This window comes from Mycobacterium sp. E735 (assembly GCF_001666955.1).
Lineage (GTDB): Bacteria > Actinomycetota > Actinomycetes > Mycobacteriales > Mycobacteriaceae > Mycobacterium.
Genome location: NZ_LZIX01000020.1, coordinates 22,237 through 39,678 on the forward strand (window position 1 = coordinate 22,237; position 17,442 = coordinate 39,678).

The following is a 17,442-nucleotide window of genomic DNA, read 5'->3' on the forward strand; positions in this document are numbered from 1 at the left end:
GCGGTACGCCAATTCCTGCCCGCGGCCCGTCGGTGGTCTACGTCCACGGGGGCGCCTACGTCAACCAGATCGCGCCCGCGCACTGGAAACTCGTCTGCGCGATCGCCGACGCGACCCGGCGCCCTGTGCACGTCCCCCTCTACGGACTCGCGCCGCAGCACCATGCCGAGGAAGCGATCGACTTCCTCGGGCACGTGATCGGCCGAGCCGCGCATGACGGGCCCACCTATCTGGCCGGTGACTCCTCCGGCGGGGGCCTGGCGCTCGCCGCTACCCAGGCGACCATCAGCGCCGGAGCCACCCCGCCGCTCGGGCTCACCCTGATCAGTCCGTGGCTCGACATCGCACTGACCAATCCCGCCATCCCAACCCTCGCCAAGCGCGACCCCTGGCTCGCGGTTCCCGGCCTGCGCGAGTGCGGCCGCGTATGGGCCGGACATCTCCCGGCGGACGACTACCGGGTCAGCCCCATCTTCGGTGCGCTGCACAATCTTCCACCCATCGACCTCTACGTCGGCGACCGCGACATCTTCGTCGCCGACTGCCGCCGGCTGCGGGACACCATCGGCACCGGCCGCATTGCCTACCACGAGCAGCCCGGGGCGATTCACGTCTACCCGCTGCTGCCCGTTCCGGAAGCCAAGCCCGCACGCCGCGCACTGCTCGGCCACATCGACGCCGCCCTCGTCAAAAGTGAGCAATTTTGACGAGTCGCACAGTCGGCCTCCCGCACACCACCACACTCGAAAGCCTGCGCTTCACCACGCTGGTGGCGCTGCCCAACGTGGCCGAGGGCCTCTTCAGCCGCCGACCCGCGGTAACCGCTGCGCTCAACCGAGCCGGTGTCGCCCGCAGCGCACACCGGCTGCTCACCGCGCTGCACCGGCGCTACGGTGACGGACCGATCTGGGTGAAGGTGGGAGGCAAGCCCACGCTGCTCGTCTTCGGCCCGGATCAGATCCGTTTCGTACTCTCCCACGCGCCGGAGCCTTTCGCGTCCGACCCCGAGCCCAAACTCTCCGGAATGAACAAATTCCAGCCGCACGCCCTGACCATCTCACGAGGCGACCATTGGTCCGACCGCCGCCGATTCACCGAGGCTGTCCTGGCGCAAGCCGCCGGTAGCGGCGCGGTCGCCCACCGGTGCGACACCGTCGCGGACCAGGAAGCCCGAGCCATGCCCGACAACCTTGACTGGCCATGGTTTCACAGCGTGATACAGCGAATCGCGCGCCGAATCATTCTCGGCGACAACGCAGCTGACGACCAAAAAATATCGGCGCAACTCGTGACGCTGATGGCCAAAGCCAACCCACCCGGCAGGGGAGACCCCGAGATTTTAGACACCTTCCTGACCGCGCTGAGCCGCTACGCTCAAGCCGCGGACGCACACAGCCTGGTCGGACAATTCGCCGCGGCGCCCGCCTCCGACGTCACGTACCCGACCCATCAAGTCATCCACTGGATGTTCGCGATGGGTGACACCCTGGCCATCAATCTCTGGCGTTGTCTGGCGCTGCTGGCCACACACACCGAGATTCTCCTCAACGCGCAGAACGCAATCGACGAACACAGTGCCCACGACTACCTCGTGGGCTGCCTATCCGAAGCGATGCGCCTCTGGCCCAGCACCCCCGTCTTGGCGCGAACCCTCACCGGGCCCACCAAGTGGGACGGCGAGATCGTGCCCGCGGGAACACAAGTCATGATCGTCAACACCTTCAACCACCGCGACACCAGCCGTTTCCCCGGGGCCGATCAGTTCAATCCCACAGCGTGGACCCAAGGGGCCGCCCAATCGTCGTGGTCATTCAACTTCTTCAGTCACGGCCCGCAAGCATGCCCGGGCGCCGACCTTGCGCTACGAATCGGCGTCGCCGTATTGACGGCCGTCCTCGGCGAGCGCAGCCCGGCGGCGACCGGTGCCGATCTGGACCCGCACCGACCGCTGCCACGCACGCTCGACCACTCGCGTGTCGGCATTCGATTGAGACGCCGGCCCTGAAACACAGGCACCGCGCAGACTCGTCGGCCACGCTCAACGCCTTCGGGGTGCGGCCATCGCCGAGCCCCCGCCGGCGATCGAGGTGCCCGGTCACACCCGACTCGACCCCGAAGCTTGACTCGATGTCGAACGGATGTTCGAATAGAGGTCATGCGCTGGGCGGGCCAGGCGGTCGCCGTCAACGGGGACCCCGTCGAGGACGGGGCGCTACCGGGGCTGCAGCGGATCGGCCTCGTCCGCAGCGTGCGGGCCCCGCACTTCGAGGGCATCACGTTTCACGAGGTGCTGTGCAAGTCGGCACTCAACAAGGTGCCGGACGCCTCCGCGCTGCCGTTCCGGTACACCGTCAACGGCTACCGCGGTTGCTCGCACGCATGCCGCTACTGCTTCGCGCGGCCCACACACGAATACCTGGACTTGAACTGCGGCAACGACTTCGACAGCCAGGTCATCGTCAAGACCAACGTCGCCGAGGTCCTTCGCCGCGAGCTGCGCCGGCCGTCGTGGCGGCGCGAGACCGTCGCGCTGGGCACCAACACCGATCCCTACCAGCGGGCGGAGGGGCGCTACGCGCTGATGCCCGGCATCATCGCCGCCCTCGCCGAATCCGGCACACCGCTGTCGATCCTCACCAAGGGCACGCTGCTGCGGCGCGACCTGCCGTTGATCGCCGATGCGGCGCAACACGTTCCGCTGTCGGTCGCGGTGTCGCTGGCGGTCGGTGACCCGGACCTGCATCGCGACGTCGAGCCGGGCACGCCGAGTCCGCAGGCGCGCCTGGGCCTGATCGCGGCGATCCGCGAGGCCGGCCTGGACTGCCACGTGATGGTGGCGCCGGTGCTGCCGCAGCTGACCGACTCGACGGAGCACCTCGATCGGCTGCTCGGCCAGATCGCGGCGGCCGGCGCCACCGGTGTCACGGTCTTCGGCCTGCACCTGCGCGGCTCGACGCGTGGCTGGTTCATGGCCTGGCTGGCGCGCTCGCATCCCGACCTGGTGGCCCGCTACCGCGAGCTTTACCGGCGCGGTGCGTACCTGCCCCCGGATTACCGCGAGATGCTGCGGGGCCGGGCCGCGCCGCTGATCGCGAAATACCGGCTCGGCGGCGAGCTGCGGTCGTTCCGGCGGCCCGTCGCGGCTACCCCGGCGGAGCCGGAACACGTTCAGGCGACGCTGTTTTGACCTAGGCCGGTTTGTCGCGGCGCGGCTTGGTCAGCGTGAACCGGTCCACCTCGGTGACCGCGCCGAACGGCCCGCTCAACGCGTAGTGCGTGGCCTTGATCGAGGTGTTGCCACCGGGCTGGCCCGGGTCCACGTCGAACGCCGCGAACCCATAGGGATTGTCCCGGTCTCTGAACGCGGACCACGGCGCGTCCTCCACGACGTAGATCGGCGGCTTGCGCCCGAGCGCCGGATCGAACGCGCCGACGCCGGTCAGCACACGGCATTGCGGCTCGGGGAACAAGAACGCGTTGGTGGGCGCGGACGTGCCGCCGCCGCCGATGACGAGATGCACCGTTCCCTTGGTCGCGTCGATGACGTCGCCGCGGGTGTCGACGGGGATCGGTGTGCGGGTGTCGGTCGGCAGTGTTCCGCGCAAGGGGTGCGAGCGCTCGTAGTGGTGTTCGTGGCCGCACACCACCAGGTCGACCTGGTACTCGTCGAACAACGGGAGCCATGCCTCGCGGATTCCCAGGTCGGCGCCGTTGGCGGGCTTGTCGGCGCTGGAGATCGCCGTCTGGTGCATGCACACGACCACCCAATCAATGTCCGGATCACGCCGCGCTGCGGCGAGTTCGGCTGCCAGCCAACGCTTTTGCTCACCACCCGAGTATCCGTGCACGTAGAAGTTGCCGCCGTCCTGAAACGCCACGTCGTCGTTGTTCAGGCTGATCACCCGCACCGAGCCGACGGTGAACGAATACCAGAGCCCGCGCGTCTCCGGGCTCGAGCCCGAGTCGGGCACCGCGAAGTACGCCTGATAGGCGCCGTAACCGATTGGGCCGTTGCCCAATTCGTTTTCGTGGTTGCCTGCCGCCGGCATCCACGGCCGGTAGCGCGCCGAGCGGGTGTTGTTCTCGAACCACGCGGACCAGGTACGGATCCGGTCTTGCGCGAGGTTGGCGTAGCACAGGTCGCCGTTGATCAGATTGAACAGCGGCGCCATCCGCTCGACCGCCAGCGTGGTGTCGGCCGACGCGGGCGAGCCGATGTTGTCCGTGCCGTAGCTGCCGTCGGGCATCCTCACCAGCGTCGGCGTGGACTGATCTCCGAAGCTGGTGAATCGGAACGGCTTTCGGCCGGACGGCGCCGTCCTGATGGTGCCCATCTCCGGCTCGGCGCCGTCGTGCACGGCGGCGTACACATAGTCGGTGTCCGGGGTGAGGCCGGTCAGGCGGGCGTGATTCACGCGGACTTCGGTGTTGGACTTGGCATCGCGGTAGGTGCGGGTTTCGGCCGCCACGGTCCGGCCGAGGCCCGACGCCGGCGTGCCGTAGCTGACGCGGGGGTTGCGGATCGCATCGACGGTGTGCCAGGACACCACCACCTCCGAGGCGGCCTGCCTGCCGAATTGCAGGTGCAGCCCCGTCACCGGCGGCGCGCCGGCGCGGCTCGGCTGGTAGACGAAGGCGGGCGCACCGCGGTGGGACCACACCAAGGCGGCGCCACCCCCGACGCCCGCCCCGAGGGCGGCCGAGACCGCGCTGGTGGTCAACAACCTGCGGCGGCTGATGCCGGGCGCAGCAGCACCGCCGTGGGGCGGTGCGGGTTCGTCGACCACCCCTGCTTCATACCCGAGCGGGGTGAACGTCCGCGGAACGGGCGCGCTAGTGGCTGTGCGGCTCGAGCAGTCCCGCCTGCCCGGTGGAGGGCGGGCGGGCCGCCAGCCACTCGCGGGTGGCCGCGTGCGACCGTTCGATAAGCGTTGCACCGTGGGAGAAGTCGGCCCCGGAGATGGCGACGGGGCACAGCGGGCGGACGACCCGCAGGTCGACCGTTCGCTCGAAGCGTTCGACGTCGACGGCGAGGCGATGGTTCACGGCCAGGGTCAGGGCGTGCAACGCCATGTTGACCGCCGTCTTCGGCGCCGCGGGCAGGGCGCACGAGTAGCCGGTCGGGAGCACCCAGACCCGGTCGGCGCCCAGCGCGACGGCGTGCGACACCGGCGTGTTGTTGACCACGCCGCCGTCCATCAGGTCGCGGCCGTTCACCCGGACCGGTGGAAAAACGCCGGGAATCGCGGCGCTGGCCGCGATCGCGTCCACGGCGTTCCCCGACGACAGCAGGACGTCGCCGCCGGAGACGACGTCGGTGGCCACCACATGGAGGGGGATCGGCGCGTCCTCGAGCCGCGCGAACTCGAGCTTCTCGGCGAGCAGCCGTCGCAACCCGACATTGGGCACCAGGTGCGACCGGCGGCCCAGCATGCCCATCGCGCCTGCGATCGGGTGCGTCGGAAAGATGTCCCTCCGCGACAGCGACGTCCATAGCTCGGCCAGCCCCCGAATCCCCGGGAGATCGGGTCGCGAGGCGATCCACCCGCCGTTGACCGCGCCGACCGACGTCCCGACGATCAGGTCGGGCCGTTCCCCCTCGTCGGCCAGGGCGAGCAGCATTCCGACGTGGATAGCGCCGAGGCTGGCCCCGCCGGACAACACGAAGGCCGTGGGCACAAATGCATAGTAGGGACCTGCGAGCACGCGTAGCGCCGTAACGAATTGGGTAGCGTTTTCGATATGACGAACGTGCGAATAGTGACCACGGGGGTCGCGGTGGCGACGTTTGCGGCCGCCGCAGCGGTGGCCGTCACGCCCGCGACCTCATCCGCGGACCCGGCCGGCCACCAGGTGACTTACACCATCACCGCCACCGGCAACCTCACCGGCAACGTCCGGTACATGAACACCGATCCGCCGAGCCAGGCTGCCTTCGACGCGAACTCGTCGCAGTTCCTCAACAGCGTGCAGACGGCGTTCGCCGCGGGGCAGCCGCTGGTGTACAACACGACGTTGAACGACCCGAATAAGTGGGCGTTCGTGAACGCGAGCGGCGGTTGTCACTGGCCGGATTGCGATTCGTCGAACACGCCGCAGATCCAGTGCCAGATCGCCGTCGACGGTCAGGTCGTGGTGACGCAGAGCGCCACCACCGGCGTGACCTGCTCGACGCGGCCCTGGTGAACCGGTAGGTCCGCTCAGCGGTGCACCCGCAGCGCGAGGTAGTACTCGTGCCGCCGGGTGTGGTCGAGCGTGTAGCCGACCGCCCTGGTCACCCCGTCGTGGTCGGACTCCAGCCAGCGTTCGGTGTGCTGGCGTTCGAATTCGGTCCACGACGGCACGGTGAACCGCTCGAGGACCGTGTCGGGATGCTCGAGGCTGTGATAGAGCCCCCAGCTGTGGCCCCCCGTGCGCAGCCGTGAGCGCCGCACCGCGCTCATCGCCTCGACGAAGTCCTGGAGGGTGTCCGTCGCGACGCGGTAGCGCACGGTCACCAGCACCGGTCCGTCGTTGGGGCATGGCTCGAACACGACCATCGGCATCGGCCAGGCCCGGGAGATGTCGCGGCTCAGCTTCCCGGTCTCCGGGCGCAGCCCGAACGGGACGACGCTCAGCGCGGTGACGCCCAGCAACACCGCCGCCACGGTCAACGCCACGCCGAGCCCCTCGCGCGTGGCGACGACACCCCAGAGGTACGAGCCGACCGCCTGGGAGCCCGTGAATACCAGCAGGTACATCGCCAGCCCGCGGGCGCGAACCCAGCGCGGCAGATGCAGCTGCGCCGCGGCGTTCAACGTCGTCAACGTGATCAGCCAGGTCATCCCCGACAACACCAGGAAGGGCGCCGCCGCGGCGAACGGCAGAAAGACCACCGCGAGGGTGGCGGCGCCGTACGCGGCCGCGCACACCGCCAGCAACGTGTTGGGCGGCACCTTCTGGCGTAACGGCGCCGGAACCGCGACGGCGAGCACCGCGCCCACACCGATGGCGCCCAGTGCCACGCCGTAGCCGCCGGCCCCCAGGTGCCAGGTGGCGGCGGCCGTCACGGGCAGCAGGGCCAGCAGGGCCGAGGCGGGGAAGACGAACAGGGCCGCGCGCAGCAGGATCCTGCGGAAGATCGGACCGTTGACCACGTAGCCCAACCCGGTCAAGATCGCCTGGCCGAGGTGCTCCCGTTCGATGGGCGCGATCTGCTTGGGTCGCCGCCACCCCGCCAGGGCGACGATGATGCCCACGAACGAGATCGCGTTGATCGCGAAGACCGCCGCCGGGCCCGCCACCGCCAGGACGATGCCGCCGATGGCGGGCCCGACCACCCGGGCGACGTTGACCGAGACGCTGGCCAGCGTTGCGGCGGACGTGATCTGCTCGCGGGGGACGACCTCCGGTTGGATCGCCTGCCAGGCCGGCGCCGTGATCGCGGAGGCGACGCCGATCGCCAGGGTGAACAGCAGCAGTGCGGTCGGGGTGAGGCGCCCGAAGTAGGTCAGCCCGGCCAGCGCGAGCGCTACCACCACCGCATACGACTGCAGGACGATCAGCAACCGTCGCTGGTCGAAGACGTCGGCGAGCGCACCGGCGAACAGCGCCAGCACGAGCGTCGGCCCCAGGCTCGCGGTCTGGACCAGTGCGACGACGGTGGCGCTGCTGTGGCCTTCGACCAAGACCCATTGCGCCGCCACGCTTTGCATCCAGGTGCCCACGTTGGAGACGAACTGCGCGACGAACAATGCGCGGAAAACCTGATTGCGCAACGGCGCCCAGACCGATATCTCCCCGCTGTCGGTGCGCTCCTGCGTCATATCCGACATGCGAGCCTTTCGCGTCGTGCGGCGGGGTAGAAGTCTAAGACACGCACCCAACGCGCGCATGACGGCGCGGCGTCACCGCCGGCGTCCGCCTCGTGATCGGCTGGCCGCCGTAATAGACCTCGACGCCGCCAGCGGGCACGAGAAAGATTGGGGCTAGCCCAAATTCGGAGCGGCGAAGGTGTCGCACTTCTTCGGGTCACCGGTCTGGTAGCCGACGGTGAACCAGTGCTGCCGCTGCTCCGACGAGCCGTGCGTCCACGACTCGGGGTTGACCCGCCCCGTCGCTTCCTTCTGGATGCGGTCGTCGCCCACCGACGCCGCGGCCGAGAGCGCGTCCTGGATGTCCTGATCGCTCAGCGGCTGCAGATAGGGCACGCCGGTGCTCTCCTGCTTGACGGTCGACGCGTAGTGCGCCCAGATCCCGGCGTAGCAGTCCGCCTGCAGCTCCGTGCGCACGCCGTTGCCGCCTGCGCCCTTCGCCCCCTGCTGCGAGCGGCCCAGGATGCCCTGCAATTGCTGCACGTGGTGGCCGTATTCGTGGGCCACCACGTACTCCTGCGCGAACGGCCCACCGCTGGAACCGAATTTGTCGACCAGCTCCTGGAAGAAGTCGGTGTCGAAGTACGCCGTCTGGTCAACGGGGCAATAGAACGGCCCCACCGCGGTGGTGGCCGGCCCGCAGCCCGTGTCCACCGAGCCGGTGAACAACCGGACGTGCGGCCGGGTGTAGCCCTGCATCAGCTGCTTCCACACCGCGTCCACCGAGTTGCCGGTGGCGACCACGCGGCACTGCACGTACTTGTTGGCGTCGGCCCCGGTCTTGCACTGGCTCAGGTCGAACCCGGGCGCCGAGTAGCCGCCGGTGTTCGTCTGCTGCTGGTTGAGCACGCGGCCCGGGTCGACGCCCAACAGCAACGCGCCGATCAGGATGAGCAGCCCGAGGCCGCCGCCCCCGACGGCCATCCCCATGCCGCCGCCGCCCGACGACGACGCGGTGCTGGTGTCGATCTGCATACCCTCGTTGAAGCTCATCGCCCGCTCCTAACGTTGCCCGGTTTCGGCGAACCGCGTATCGGTGTAATTGCGCAGGTTGCGCAGGAATCGGCGGAGCCCCAGGTTGAGCAGCGGCCCCACCGCGTACATCGCCAGCCGCGCCGGGCCCGCGGGCTTCTGCGCCATGGTCCACGTCAGCCGGCACCCACCCGGGATGACCTCGACCCGGTAGTCCTCGGCGAATGCCGCGACGGCCTGCGTCGAGCATTCGTTGAACCGAAAAGCCATGTGGCTGAACGGCTCCCACGCCAGATACTCTTCGTTGCCGACCAGGCCACCGCGCATCTCGACGACGCGGGTGGTGCCCACGCCGCGCGGCTCGGGGCTGGTCCAGGTCACCTTGGTGATCACGCTCGCCCAGCGGGGCCAGGACTCCGCGTCGGCGAGCACCTCGAACAGCTGCTCGGGGGTGATCGCGAGGTCGACGCTGTTGCGATACACGAAGGGCGCGCTGTCGATGAAGCTCAGGTCGACGCGGTCGCAGGGGAACATGGAAATAATCTAGCCGGGGCCGTCGCTCGCCGCGGCCAGCAGCGGCACAAGGACGTCGCTGATCGGCGTAGCCAGATCATGGGCGCGGCCCTTGCGGCTGATCACCCCGTTGCGGATGTCCCACTCCATCCGCCGGCGGTTCTCCCGGTCGGCCAGGATCGAGGTGCCCATGTCCTCGGCGACGTGCCGGAACATCTCGGCCAGCTCGTCGACGATGGTGTCGGGCAGCTTGGCGCCCTCGGCCCGCGCGACCGCCAGGCATTCGGCGACGTAGCGCCGCGACAGTTCGGTGACGTCGTCGCGGCGGAACATGCCGGATCGCCGCCCGGACAGCGCCATGAACCCGGCCAGCGCATTGGTGAGCAACTTGCGCCAGGCGGCGGTGACGAAGTCGGGGTCGCAGTCCACCCGGCACCCGGCTCCGCGCAGCAGGTCGGCGACCGTCTGCGCCGCGGGCCCGCTGGGCAACACCAGCGTCGCTTCGGTGCGCAGCCGCACCCAACCCTCGGGCTGGGTCTCCGCCGAGTACCACACGATGCCGGGCACCACCGGCGACGACGGGCAGTGCGGCTGCACCTGCTCGGCCTGCTCCACGCCGTTCTGCAGCACGACGACGATCGTGTGCGGGTCGCACAGCCGGGTCAGCCAGCCCGACGCCGCGTCGTTCTGGGTGGCCTTGACCGCCAGCAGCACGACGTCGACCGGCCCGGTGACCTCGCCCGGATCGGTGTGCACGGGGCCGGGTACCACGATCGGATCCGCGCCGTCCGGCCGCAATTCGATGCTTTCCCGGGGGGTGTGACCGCACACCAGCACCGAATGCCCTGCCTGGTGAAGCAGCGCGGCGATCGTGGTGCCGACGGCGCCGGGACCGACGAGTGCGATGTTGGTGACGATAGGACCGAAATTACCTCCCTCTAGACTGGGCACTCGTTCCAACCGCGGGAAAGGGAGTGTTTGTGCTGCGCAGCCACGCCGCCGGGTCGCTGAGAAGCAGCGACGCCGGACAGCAGGTGACGCTAGCGGGCTGGGTGGCTCGCCGCCGCGACCACGGCGGCGTCATCTTCATCGATCTGCGCGACGCCTCGGGGGTCGCGCAGGTGGTGTTCCGCAACGCTGACGTGCTGGCGCAGGCGCACCGGTTGCGCGCCGAATTCTGCGTCGCGGTCACCGGTGTCGTCGAGATCCGGCCGGAGGGCAACGCCAACCCGGAGATCGCCACCGGCGACATCGAGGTCAACGTCGCCACCCTGACCGTGCTCGGCGAGAGCGCGCCGCTGCCGTTCCAGCTCGACGAGCCCGCCGGCGAGGAGCTGCGGCTGAAGTACCGCTACCTCGACCTGCGCCGCGACGGGCCGGCCGCGGCGCTTCGCCTGCGCTCCAAGGTGAATGCCGCCGCCCGCGCGGTGCTGGCCGGCCACGACTTCGTCGAGATCGAGACGCCGACGATCACCCGGTCGACGCCGGAGGGCGCGCGCGACTTCCTGGTGCCGGCCCGGCTGCACCCCGGCTCGTTCTACGCCCTGCCCCAGAGCCCGCAGCTGTTCAAGCAGTTGCTGATGGTGGCCGGGATGGAGCGCTACTACCAGATCGCCCGCTGCTACCGGGACGAGGATTTCCGCGCCGACCGGCAGCCCGAGTTCACCCAGCTCGACATGGAGATGAGCTTCGTCGACGCCCAGGACATCATCGCGATCTCCGAGGAGATCCTGACCGCGCTGTGGACGCTGATCGGCTACCAGGTCCCCACACCCATCCCGCGGATCACCTATGCCGACGCGATGCGCCGATTCGGCTCCGACAAGCCGGACATGCGGTTCGGGCTGGAGCTCGTCGAGTGCACAGAGTTCTTCAAAGACACCACGTTTCGCGTCTTCCAGGCGCCGTACGTGGGCGCGGTGGTGATGCCGGGCGGGGCGTCGCAGCCGCGTAGGACGCTGGACGGCTGGCAGGACTGGGCCAAGCAGCGCGGCCACCGCGGGCTGGCCTACGTGCTCGTCGGAGATGACGGCACGCTGGGCGGCCCGGTGGCCAAAAACCTGACCGACGCCGAGCGCGACGGCCTGGCCGCCCACGTCGGGGCCGAGCCGGGGGACTGCATCTTCTTCTCCGCCGGCCTGCCCAAGCCGTCGCGCGCACTGCTGGGCGCCGCCCGCGGAGAGATCGCCAGCCGGCTCGACATGATCGATCCCGAGGCGTGGGCGTTCGTCTGGGTGGTGGATCCGCCGCTGTTCGAGCCCGCCGACGAGGCGACCGCCGCCGGGGACGTGGCCGTCGGCTCGGGCGCGTGGACAGCGGTGCACCACGCGTTCACCTCGCCCAAGCCTGAGTACGAGGACGTGGTCGACTCCGACCCCGGCGCCGTGCTGGCCGACGCCTACGACATCGTCTGCAACGGCAACGAGATCGGTGGGGGATCGATACGTATCCACCGCCGCGACATCCAGGAGCGCGTATTCGCCGTGATGGGCCTGGACCAGGCCGAGGCCGAGGAGAAGTTCGGATTTCTGTTGGAGGCGTTCACCTTTGGCGCGCCGCCGCACGGCGGGATCGCCTTCGGCTGGGACCGGATCAACGCGCTGCTGTCGCGAGTCGACTCGATCCGCGAGGTGATCGCGTTCCCGAAGACCGGCGGCGGCGTCGACCCGCTCACCGATGCGCCCGCGCCGATCACCGCGCAGCAGCGCAAGGAGTCCGGAATAGACGCCAAACCGGAGAAGGTTGACCGGGCATGACGGAAATGCCTGACACCCAGACCATCAACGCGTTCAACCAGAGCATCATCGACGAGTTCCGATCCAACGGCGGCAAGGTCGGCGGCCAATTCGAGGGCGCCAACCTGCTCCTGCTGCACACAACCGGCGCCAAGTCGGGTGAGCCTCGGGTGTCGCCGCTGGCCTACTTCGACATCGACGGCAAGCTGATCATCATCGGCTCGTTCGCCGGCGCGCCCGTCAGCCCGGCGTGGGTGCACAATCTCCGGGCCAACCCCGCGGCGCATGTCGAGGTTGGCACCGAGGAGTTCGACGTGGCCGCCCACGAGTTGCCGCGCGCCGAACGCGACGCGCTGTTCGACAAGATCACCGCGGCCGCGCCCGGCTTCGCCGAGTACCAATCCAAGACCAGCCGGGTCATTCCGCTGTTCGAGTTGCGGCGCACTTAGGTGTCGTGAACACCTCGCGGCCATCGGTTGTTCTCGCCGCCGCGCGTGCGGGCAACAAACGGCTGCGACTGGTGTGGTTCAACCTGATTCAGACCTCCGTGGCCGCGGGACTGTCGTGGTATCTCGCGCACGATGTCTTGGAACATCCGCAGCCGTTCTTCGCGCCGATCGCGGCCGCCGTGTCGTTGTCGACGAGCAACGTGCTGCGCGCGCAACGCGCCATCCAGATGATGGTCGGGGTAACTCTCGGCATCGGGCTTGGTTCGGTGGTGCAGGCCGTGCTCGGCCCCGGGGCGGTCCCGATCGCGATCGCCGCCTTGGTCGCGCTCGGGGCCGCGGTGTTCATCGGGGGCGGCTTCATCGGACACGGGATGATGTTTGCCAACCAGACCGTGGTGTCGGCGATCCTGGTGTTGGCGCTGTTTCACAGCGGCCTGGGCTGGGAGCGCATCTTCGACGCGCTGATCGGCGGTGGGGTGGCCATCGTGTTCGCCGTCTTGCTGTTCCCCGCCGACCCGCTGAGCGTGCTGCGCAACGCGCGCGTCGGCGTGCTGGGCGTGCTGCACGACGTCTTGTCGCGGGCGGCGGACGTCGCCGTCGGACGCAAGGTGCCGCCATCCGACTGGCCACTGACGGCGGTCGACCGAGTGCACGAACAGCTCAGCGGACTGCTCGAGGCGCGCACCACGGCCCGCCAGGTGGTGCGAGTCGCGCCGCGCCGCTGGGGCATGCGCGACACGGTCCATGCCGCCGACCGCCAGGCCGTACACGTGGCCTTGCTGGCCGGTTCGGTGCTCCAACTGGCCCGCGCCGTCGCCCCTACCGCCGACGGCAGTCGCGACGGGCTTCCGCAGACCGTGCCCACCGTCTTGGTGGTGCTCGCGGCCGCGACCGCCCTCGCCGACGCCGATCCGGCCGGCGCGTGCGCGTACATCGCGTCCGCGCGTCATCACGCTTCGGAATTGCAGTCGATCGCCCGCGAGAAGACGCAGCTGATCCTCGCCGACGTCGTCAGCGCCTGCGTCGAGGACCTGCAACGCGTGATCGACCTGCGGCACGTGTGAGGTTCAGCGGGAGTCGGCCAGGAACTCCTGGACCAACTTCCTGGGGGCCTGCGTCAGCCACGCCTCGGTGATCAGCTCCTCGAGGTCGCGGACCGAGATCGCATCCAGTTTGACCAGCACCGCCGGGTAGCCGTCGAAATGCGGCGTCGTGAAATAGACGTCCGGCTCGTCGGCGATCAGCCCGAACTTGACGCCCTCGTCGGACACCCGCACACCGAGGATGTCGCCGCCGGGCGGTTCCGCGCCCCCGTCTGCCAGCGCCTCGCGTTCGGAGGGGCGCAACGGCCGCTCCCACGCCAGCAACTTCTTGCCGACCCGCCAATCATGCGGGGACGGCTCCGAGGTGAGTGCCAGCTCACGGACGATGCGGGCGACGTCGTACCACGTGGCCACATCTCGATTGTGCTCCCGGTTTGGTCTGCGTGCCGCCGGATTGGCAAACGGTTTCGCGTCGCGGACGGCGCGCAAGCGGCCGGCGTGTGATGTGATCAGCCTTGTGTCTGAAGCTGACGCCGGGACCGCCCGCCGCCACCGAGTCACCCACCGCACCGAGTACCGGTACTCCGACGTGGTGACCGGCTCCTACGGCCGCGGCTTCCTCACCCCGCGCGATTCGGCGCGGCAGCGGTGCGTCGCGCACCGGCTGACCATCGACCCGGCCGCCGCCGACGTCTCCACCAGCGTCGACGTCTACGGCAACATCAGCTCCTACTTCCACGTCACCGAGCCGCACCATGCCCTGACCGTGACCAGCGACTCCATCGTCGACGTATATCCGCCCGCCCCGGGGCGCTACACCAGCGGGCCCGCGGTGCAACCGTGGGAAGACTCCCGCCCAGTGGGCGGCAGGGGCGCGCTCGCCGCCGAATTCACGCTCGACCTGAATCCGCCCGAGATCACCGACGAGATCCGGGAGTACGCGGCGCCCAGTTTCGCCCCGGGGCGCCCGCTGGTCGACGTTCTGCGTGACCTCGCGTCGAGGATTTTCGCCGACTTCACCTACCGCTCGGGGTCGACGACGATTTCCACTGGTGTCAATGCGGTTCTGGCGGCCCGGGAAGGGGTATGTCAAGACTTTGCCAGGCTGGCGATCGCCTGCCTGCGCGCCAACGGTCTTGCGGCCAGCTACGTGTCCGGGTATCTGGCCACCGACCCGCCACCGGGAAAGGATCGAATGATCGGGATAGACGCCACCCACGCCTGGGCGGGGGTGTGGACACCTCAGGAGCCCGGCCAGTTCGAATGGCTGGGCTTGGATCCCACCAACGACCAGCTGGTCGACGAGCGCTACATCATCGTGGGACGCGGCCGCGACTACGCGGACGTGCCGCCGCTGCGCGGCATCATCTACACCAATTCCGAACACAGCGTGATCGACGTCGCCGTCGACGTGGTGCCGTTCGAGGGGGATGCGCTGCATGCGTGACTTCAACTGCCCCAACTGCGGCCAGCGCCTGACGTTCGAGAACTCCACCTGCCTGAATTGCGGCAGCGCGCTGGGGTTTTCGCTCGAGCAGATGGCTCTGATGGTGATCGCCGAGGAGAACGCCGGCGACCACGCCGGGTTCGTGGACGCCGCCGAGTATCAATTGTGTGCCAATCTCCAACTGGCCGAATGCAATTGGCTGGTGCCCGTCAACAATCCCCGGCTGCTTTGCACGTCCTGTGCGCTGACCACCGTGCGGCCCAACGACGCCGACACCGCCGGTCTGGCCGAGTTCGCCCGGGCGGAGGCGGCCAAGCGGCGGCTGATCGCGGAGCTGCACGAACTCAAGCTGCCGATCATCGGGCGCGACGAGGATCCCCAGCAGGGCCTGGCATTCCACCTGCTGTCCAGCGCGCACGAGAAGGTAATGACCGGGCACGACAACGGCGTCATCACGCTCGATCTCGCCGAGGGCGACGACGTGCACCGCGAGCAACTCCGGGTGGAGATGGAGGAGCCGTATCGCACCCTGCTGGGGCACTTCCGGCACGAGATCGGGCACTACTATTTCTACCGGCTGATCGCGCCGTCGAGTGACTACCTCGCGCGGTTCAACGAGCTGTTCGGCGATCCCGACGCGGATTACCAGGAGGCGCTGGACCGCCACTACAGCGAGGGGCCACCCGAGGACTGGCAGGAGGACTTCGTCTCGTCGTATGCCACCATGCATCCCGCCGAGGACTGGGCCGAGACGTTCGCCCACTACCTGCACATCCGCGACACCCTGGACACCTCGGCGTGGTGCGGCTTCGCGTCGGCGTCGGCGACGTTCGACCGGCCGGCGTTGGGCCCCAGCGCCTTTCAGACGATCATCGATATGTGGTTGCCGCTGTCGTGGTCGCTGAACATGGTGAACAGGTCAATGGGCCATGACGACCTCTACCCGTTCGTGCTGCCCGTCGCGGTGCTGGAGAAGATGAAGTTCATCTACACCGTGATCGACGAGGTGACGTCGGAGTCACGGGGACCGGCCGCCATCGCGGGGTAGGTCGAGACGATGTGCTTCTCCATCACGGCGGACCTGGTGGTGGGCACCGCCCTCGTGCCGGTCGCGGTGGCCAGCCTGCGCGAGGTGAAGCACTGGCGCGAGGTGCCTTTCGCTTCGCTGCCCGCGGTGTTCTCGGTCCACCAGTTTCTCGAGGCGGCGGTGTGGCCCAATCGCTTCGTCTCGGCCGGGGTGGCGGAGTTCGCGATGCACGCCTATGTGTTCATCGCGCTGCCGGTGCTCCCGCTATTGGTTCCGTTGGCGATCCTGATGCTCGAACCGCGCGGCGCGCGGCTGCGGGTTGCGCCGTTTGCGGTGCTCGGTGCGGTGGTGTCGGCCTATCTCGCGATGGTCGTCCTCATCAAGCCGGTCGGGGTGACGAGGTGCCCCCACGCGCTGGAATACCAGACCGCCGCTCGTGAAAGTTACTTGTGGGCAACGCTCTACATTGTCGCGGTCATCGGGCCCGCGTTGCTGTCGGGCTATCGCTCCATTGTGGCGTTCGGATTGGCAAACCTGGTGGGGCTGATCGCGGTCGGCCTCCTCTACTTTGAAGCGTTCGCGTCGTTCTGGTGCATATATGCCGCCGTGCTGTCGGTTTTGGTGCTGGTGCACATGCGACGTCGGCGGCGGTTGCCCGACGAGCACCGCTTCCGGGGTGATGACCTGGATCGCGCAGCATCGAACGTGTGATTCTCTCAAATCCCTTGTGTCACTTTAGCTTCAACCGTCACAATGCGGGCTTTTTTGTCGGTGGGGGTTTCTAGAGTTTGAGGTATGGAGGCCAGTCGTGAGGAGATCGTCGACGCTATCGACGCGCTCGACGGCGACGCGGACCGCCTGTGCGCCATGTCTTTTGACGTGCTCACCACCCCGGAACGGTTGCGGGCTTTGGAGCGGGTGGAAAGCGTCGCCCGCCGGCTGCGTACACCCCAGCACGCGCTGATCAACCAACTCGACGCGCAGGCCAGCCCCGAGGAACTGGGTGGCTCCTTGCGCACCGGGTTGGCCGACCGGTTGCGCATCACCAAGGCCGAGGCCGCCCGGCGCATCGCCGAAGCCGCCGACCTCGGCGAGCGCCGGGCGCTGACCGGTGAACCGCTGGCACCCAAGCTGACTGCGACCGCGGCCGGCCAACGCGCCGGGCGCATCGGCGAGGGCCACATCAACGTGATCCGCGGCTTCTTGGCCCACCTGCCGGATGCCATCGACGCCCTGACCCGCCAAGCCGCCGAAGCCGACTTGGCCGCCAAGGCCGCCGGGTATCGGCCCGACGAATTGGCTCGATACGCGAAGCGGGTGATGGATTGGCTGCACCCCGACGGGGAGTTCAGTGATGCCGAGCGGGCCCGCAAGCGCGGGATCGCCCTGGGCGCTCAGGACTT

Annotated in this window: 18 protein-coding genes; 11 read left to right on the top strand and 7 right to left on the bottom strand. The window is 68.9% G+C overall.

What is annotated here, in order from left to right; genetic code table 11:
• Nucleotides 1-32 precede the first annotated feature (32 nt).
• The 3 genes from A5704_RS01925 to A5704_RS01935 all read left to right on the top strand — a co-directional run bounded on the left by A5704_RS01925 (nucleotide 33) and on the right by A5704_RS01935 (nucleotide 3,187).
• The gene (locus A5704_RS01925) at nucleotides 33-707 is read left to right on the top strand and encodes an alpha/beta hydrolase fold domain-containing protein (RefSeq protein ID WP_197499060.1); all 675 of its coding nucleotides are present in this window, start codon (nucleotides 33-35) and stop codon (nucleotides 705-707) included.
• Nucleotides 704-2,005, top strand: coding sequence for a cytochrome P450 (locus tag A5704_RS01930; protein ID WP_067887118.1), 1,302 nt, complete (start codon nucleotides 704-706; stop codon nucleotides 2,003-2,005). The genes A5704_RS01925 and A5704_RS01930 overlap by 4 nt, the downstream gene beginning before the upstream one ends.
• Before the next feature lie 150 nt (nucleotides 2,006-2,155).
• On the top strand, nucleotides 2,156-3,187 hold the full coding sequence (locus A5704_RS01935; protein WP_067752670.1) for an Rv2578c family radical SAM protein: 1,032 nt from the start codon (nucleotides 2,156-2,158) through the stop codon (nucleotides 3,185-3,187).
• 1 nt (nucleotide 3,188) lies between these two features.
• Here A5704_RS01935 and A5704_RS01940 read toward each other — a convergent pair whose 3' ends face one another.
• Both A5704_RS01940 and A5704_RS01945 read right to left on the bottom strand, forming a co-directional pair.
• A complete protein-coding gene (locus A5704_RS01940; RefSeq protein WP_067887122.1) occupies nucleotides 3,189-4,787 on the bottom strand; it encodes a metallophosphoesterase family protein in 1,599 nt (532 codons plus the stop codon).
• A 46-nt stretch (nucleotides 4,788-4,833) separates the two neighbouring features.
• Nucleotides 4,834-5,679, bottom strand: coding sequence for a patatin-like phospholipase family protein (locus A5704_RS01945; protein ID WP_067781838.1), 846 nt, complete (start codon nucleotides 5,677-5,679; stop codon nucleotides 4,834-4,836).
• A gap of 63 nt (nucleotides 5,680-5,742) precedes the next feature.
• On the opposite strand from A5704_RS01945, the gene A5704_RS01950 reads away from it, so the two are divergent.
• Nucleotides 5,743-6,186, top strand: a complete 444-nt coding sequence (locus A5704_RS01950; protein WP_067752663.1) for a hypothetical protein — start codon at nucleotides 5,743-5,745, stop codon at nucleotides 6,184-6,186.
• 14 nt (nucleotides 6,187-6,200) lie between these two features.
• Here A5704_RS01950 and A5704_RS01955 read toward each other — a convergent pair whose 3' ends face one another.
• From A5704_RS01955 to A5704_RS01970, 4 genes are all read right to left on the bottom strand, one after another.
• Nucleotides 6,201-7,805 carry an MFS transporter gene (locus A5704_RS01955; protein WP_067752659.1) on the bottom strand — a complete coding sequence of 535 codons (1,605 nt, stop codon included), beginning with the start codon at nucleotides 7,803-7,805 and terminating at the stop codon, nucleotides 6,201-6,203.
• 162 nt (nucleotides 7,806-7,967) lie between these two features.
• Complete coding sequence (locus A5704_RS01960) at nucleotides 7,968-8,846, bottom strand: neutral zinc metallopeptidase (protein ID WP_067752656.1); 879 nt, start codon at nucleotides 8,844-8,846, stop codon at nucleotides 7,968-7,970.
• A gap of 9 nt (nucleotides 8,847-8,855) precedes the next feature.
• The gene (locus tag A5704_RS01965; protein WP_067752653.1) at nucleotides 8,856-9,359 is read right to left on the bottom strand and encodes an SRPBCC family protein; all 504 of its coding nucleotides are present in this window, start codon (nucleotides 9,357-9,359) and stop codon (nucleotides 8,856-8,858) included.
• Nucleotides 9,360-9,368: 9 nt separating this feature from the next.
• Nucleotides 9,369-10,256: an oxidoreductase gene (locus tag A5704_RS01970; RefSeq protein ID WP_197499049.1), complete on the bottom strand. Its 888-nt coding sequence runs from the start codon at nucleotides 10,254-10,256 to the stop codon at nucleotides 9,369-9,371.
• A 56-nt stretch (nucleotides 10,257-10,312) separates the two neighbouring features.
• On the opposite strand from A5704_RS01970, the gene aspS reads away from it, so the two are divergent.
• The 3 genes from aspS to A5704_RS01985 are packed head-to-tail and all read left to right on the top strand — an operon-like array spanning nucleotide 10,313 to nucleotide 13,586.
• The gene (aspS, locus tag A5704_RS01975) at nucleotides 10,313-12,094 is read left to right on the top strand and encodes an aspartate--tRNA ligase (protein ID WP_156737583.1); all 1,782 of its coding nucleotides are present in this window, start codon (nucleotides 10,313-10,315) and stop codon (nucleotides 12,092-12,094) included.
• Nucleotides 12,091-12,522: a nitroreductase family deazaflavin-dependent oxidoreductase gene (locus A5704_RS01980; RefSeq protein WP_067752650.1), complete on the top strand. Its 432-nt coding sequence runs from the start codon at nucleotides 12,091-12,093 to the stop codon at nucleotides 12,520-12,522. The genes aspS and A5704_RS01980 overlap by 4 nt, the downstream gene beginning before the upstream one ends.
• A 5-nt stretch (nucleotides 12,523-12,527) precedes the next feature.
• Nucleotides 12,528-13,586 carry an aromatic acid exporter family protein gene (locus A5704_RS01985; protein ID WP_067887125.1) on the top strand — a complete coding sequence of 353 codons (1,059 nt, stop codon included), beginning with the start codon at nucleotides 12,528-12,530 and terminating at the stop codon, nucleotides 13,584-13,586.
• A gap of 3 nt (nucleotides 13,587-13,589) precedes the next feature.
• On the opposite strand, the gene A5704_RS01990 is transcribed toward A5704_RS01985, so the two are convergent.
• Complete coding sequence (locus A5704_RS01990; RefSeq protein WP_067752644.1) at nucleotides 13,590-13,979, bottom strand: MmcQ/YjbR family DNA-binding protein; 390 nt, start codon at nucleotides 13,977-13,979, stop codon at nucleotides 13,590-13,592.
• Between the two features lie 91 nt (nucleotides 13,980-14,070).
• Here A5704_RS01990 and A5704_RS01995 point away from each other — a divergent pair, with 91 nt between their 5' ends.
• The 4 genes from A5704_RS01995 to A5704_RS02010 all read left to right on the top strand — a co-directional run.
• Nucleotides 14,071-15,012: a transglutaminase family protein gene (locus A5704_RS01995; RefSeq protein ID WP_231968714.1), complete on the top strand. Its 942-nt coding sequence runs from the start codon at nucleotides 14,071-14,073 to the stop codon at nucleotides 15,010-15,012.
• Complete coding sequence (locus A5704_RS02000; protein WP_067781832.1) at nucleotides 15,005-16,060, top strand: putative zinc-binding metallopeptidase; 1,056 nt, start codon at nucleotides 15,005-15,007, stop codon at nucleotides 16,058-16,060. The genes A5704_RS01995 and A5704_RS02000 overlap by 8 nt, the downstream gene beginning before the upstream one ends.
• 9 nt (nucleotides 16,061-16,069) lie before the next feature.
• Nucleotides 16,070-16,750 (top strand): DUF6629 family protein, encoded by a 681-nt coding sequence (locus tag A5704_RS02005; RefSeq protein WP_067752642.1) that lies wholly within the window; start codon nucleotides 16,070-16,072, stop codon nucleotides 16,748-16,750.
• 84 nt (nucleotides 16,751-16,834) lie between these two features.
• The coding region (locus A5704_RS02010; protein ID WP_156737584.1) for a DUF222 domain-containing protein at nucleotides 16,835-17,442 on the top strand (608 nt) is incomplete at its 3' end.

Excerpts from the sequence above, each read along its gene's own strand:
- A5704_RS01980 (WP_067752650.1), top strand. The coding sequence starts at position 12,091 with ATGACGGAAATGCCTGACACCCAGACCATCAACGCGTTCAACCAGAGC.
- A5704_RS01960 (WP_067752656.1), bottom strand. The coding sequence starts at position 8,846 with ATGAGCTTCAACGAGGGTATGCAGATCGACACCAGCACCGCGTCGTCG.
- A5704_RS02000 (WP_067781832.1), top strand. The coding sequence starts at position 15,005 with ATGCGTGACTTCAACTGCCCCAACTGCGGCCAGCGCCTGACGTTCGAG.
- A5704_RS01955 (WP_067752659.1), bottom strand. The coding sequence starts at position 7,805 with ATGACGCAGGAGCGCACCGACAGCGGGGAGATATCGGTCTGGGCGCCG.
- A5704_RS01935 (WP_067752670.1), top strand. The coding sequence starts at position 2,156 with ATGCGCTGGGCGGGCCAGGCGGTCGCCGTCAACGGGGACCCCGTCGAG.
- A5704_RS01950 (WP_067752663.1), top strand. The coding sequence starts at position 5,743 with ATGACGAACGTGCGAATAGTGACCACGGGGGTCGCGGTGGCGACGTTT.
- A5704_RS01965 (WP_067752653.1), bottom strand. The coding sequence starts at position 9,359 with ATGTTCCCCTGCGACCGCGTCGACCTGAGCTTCATCGACAGCGCGCCC.
- A5704_RS02005 (WP_067752642.1), top strand. The coding sequence starts at position 16,070 with ATGTGCTTCTCCATCACGGCGGACCTGGTGGTGGGCACCGCCCTCGTG.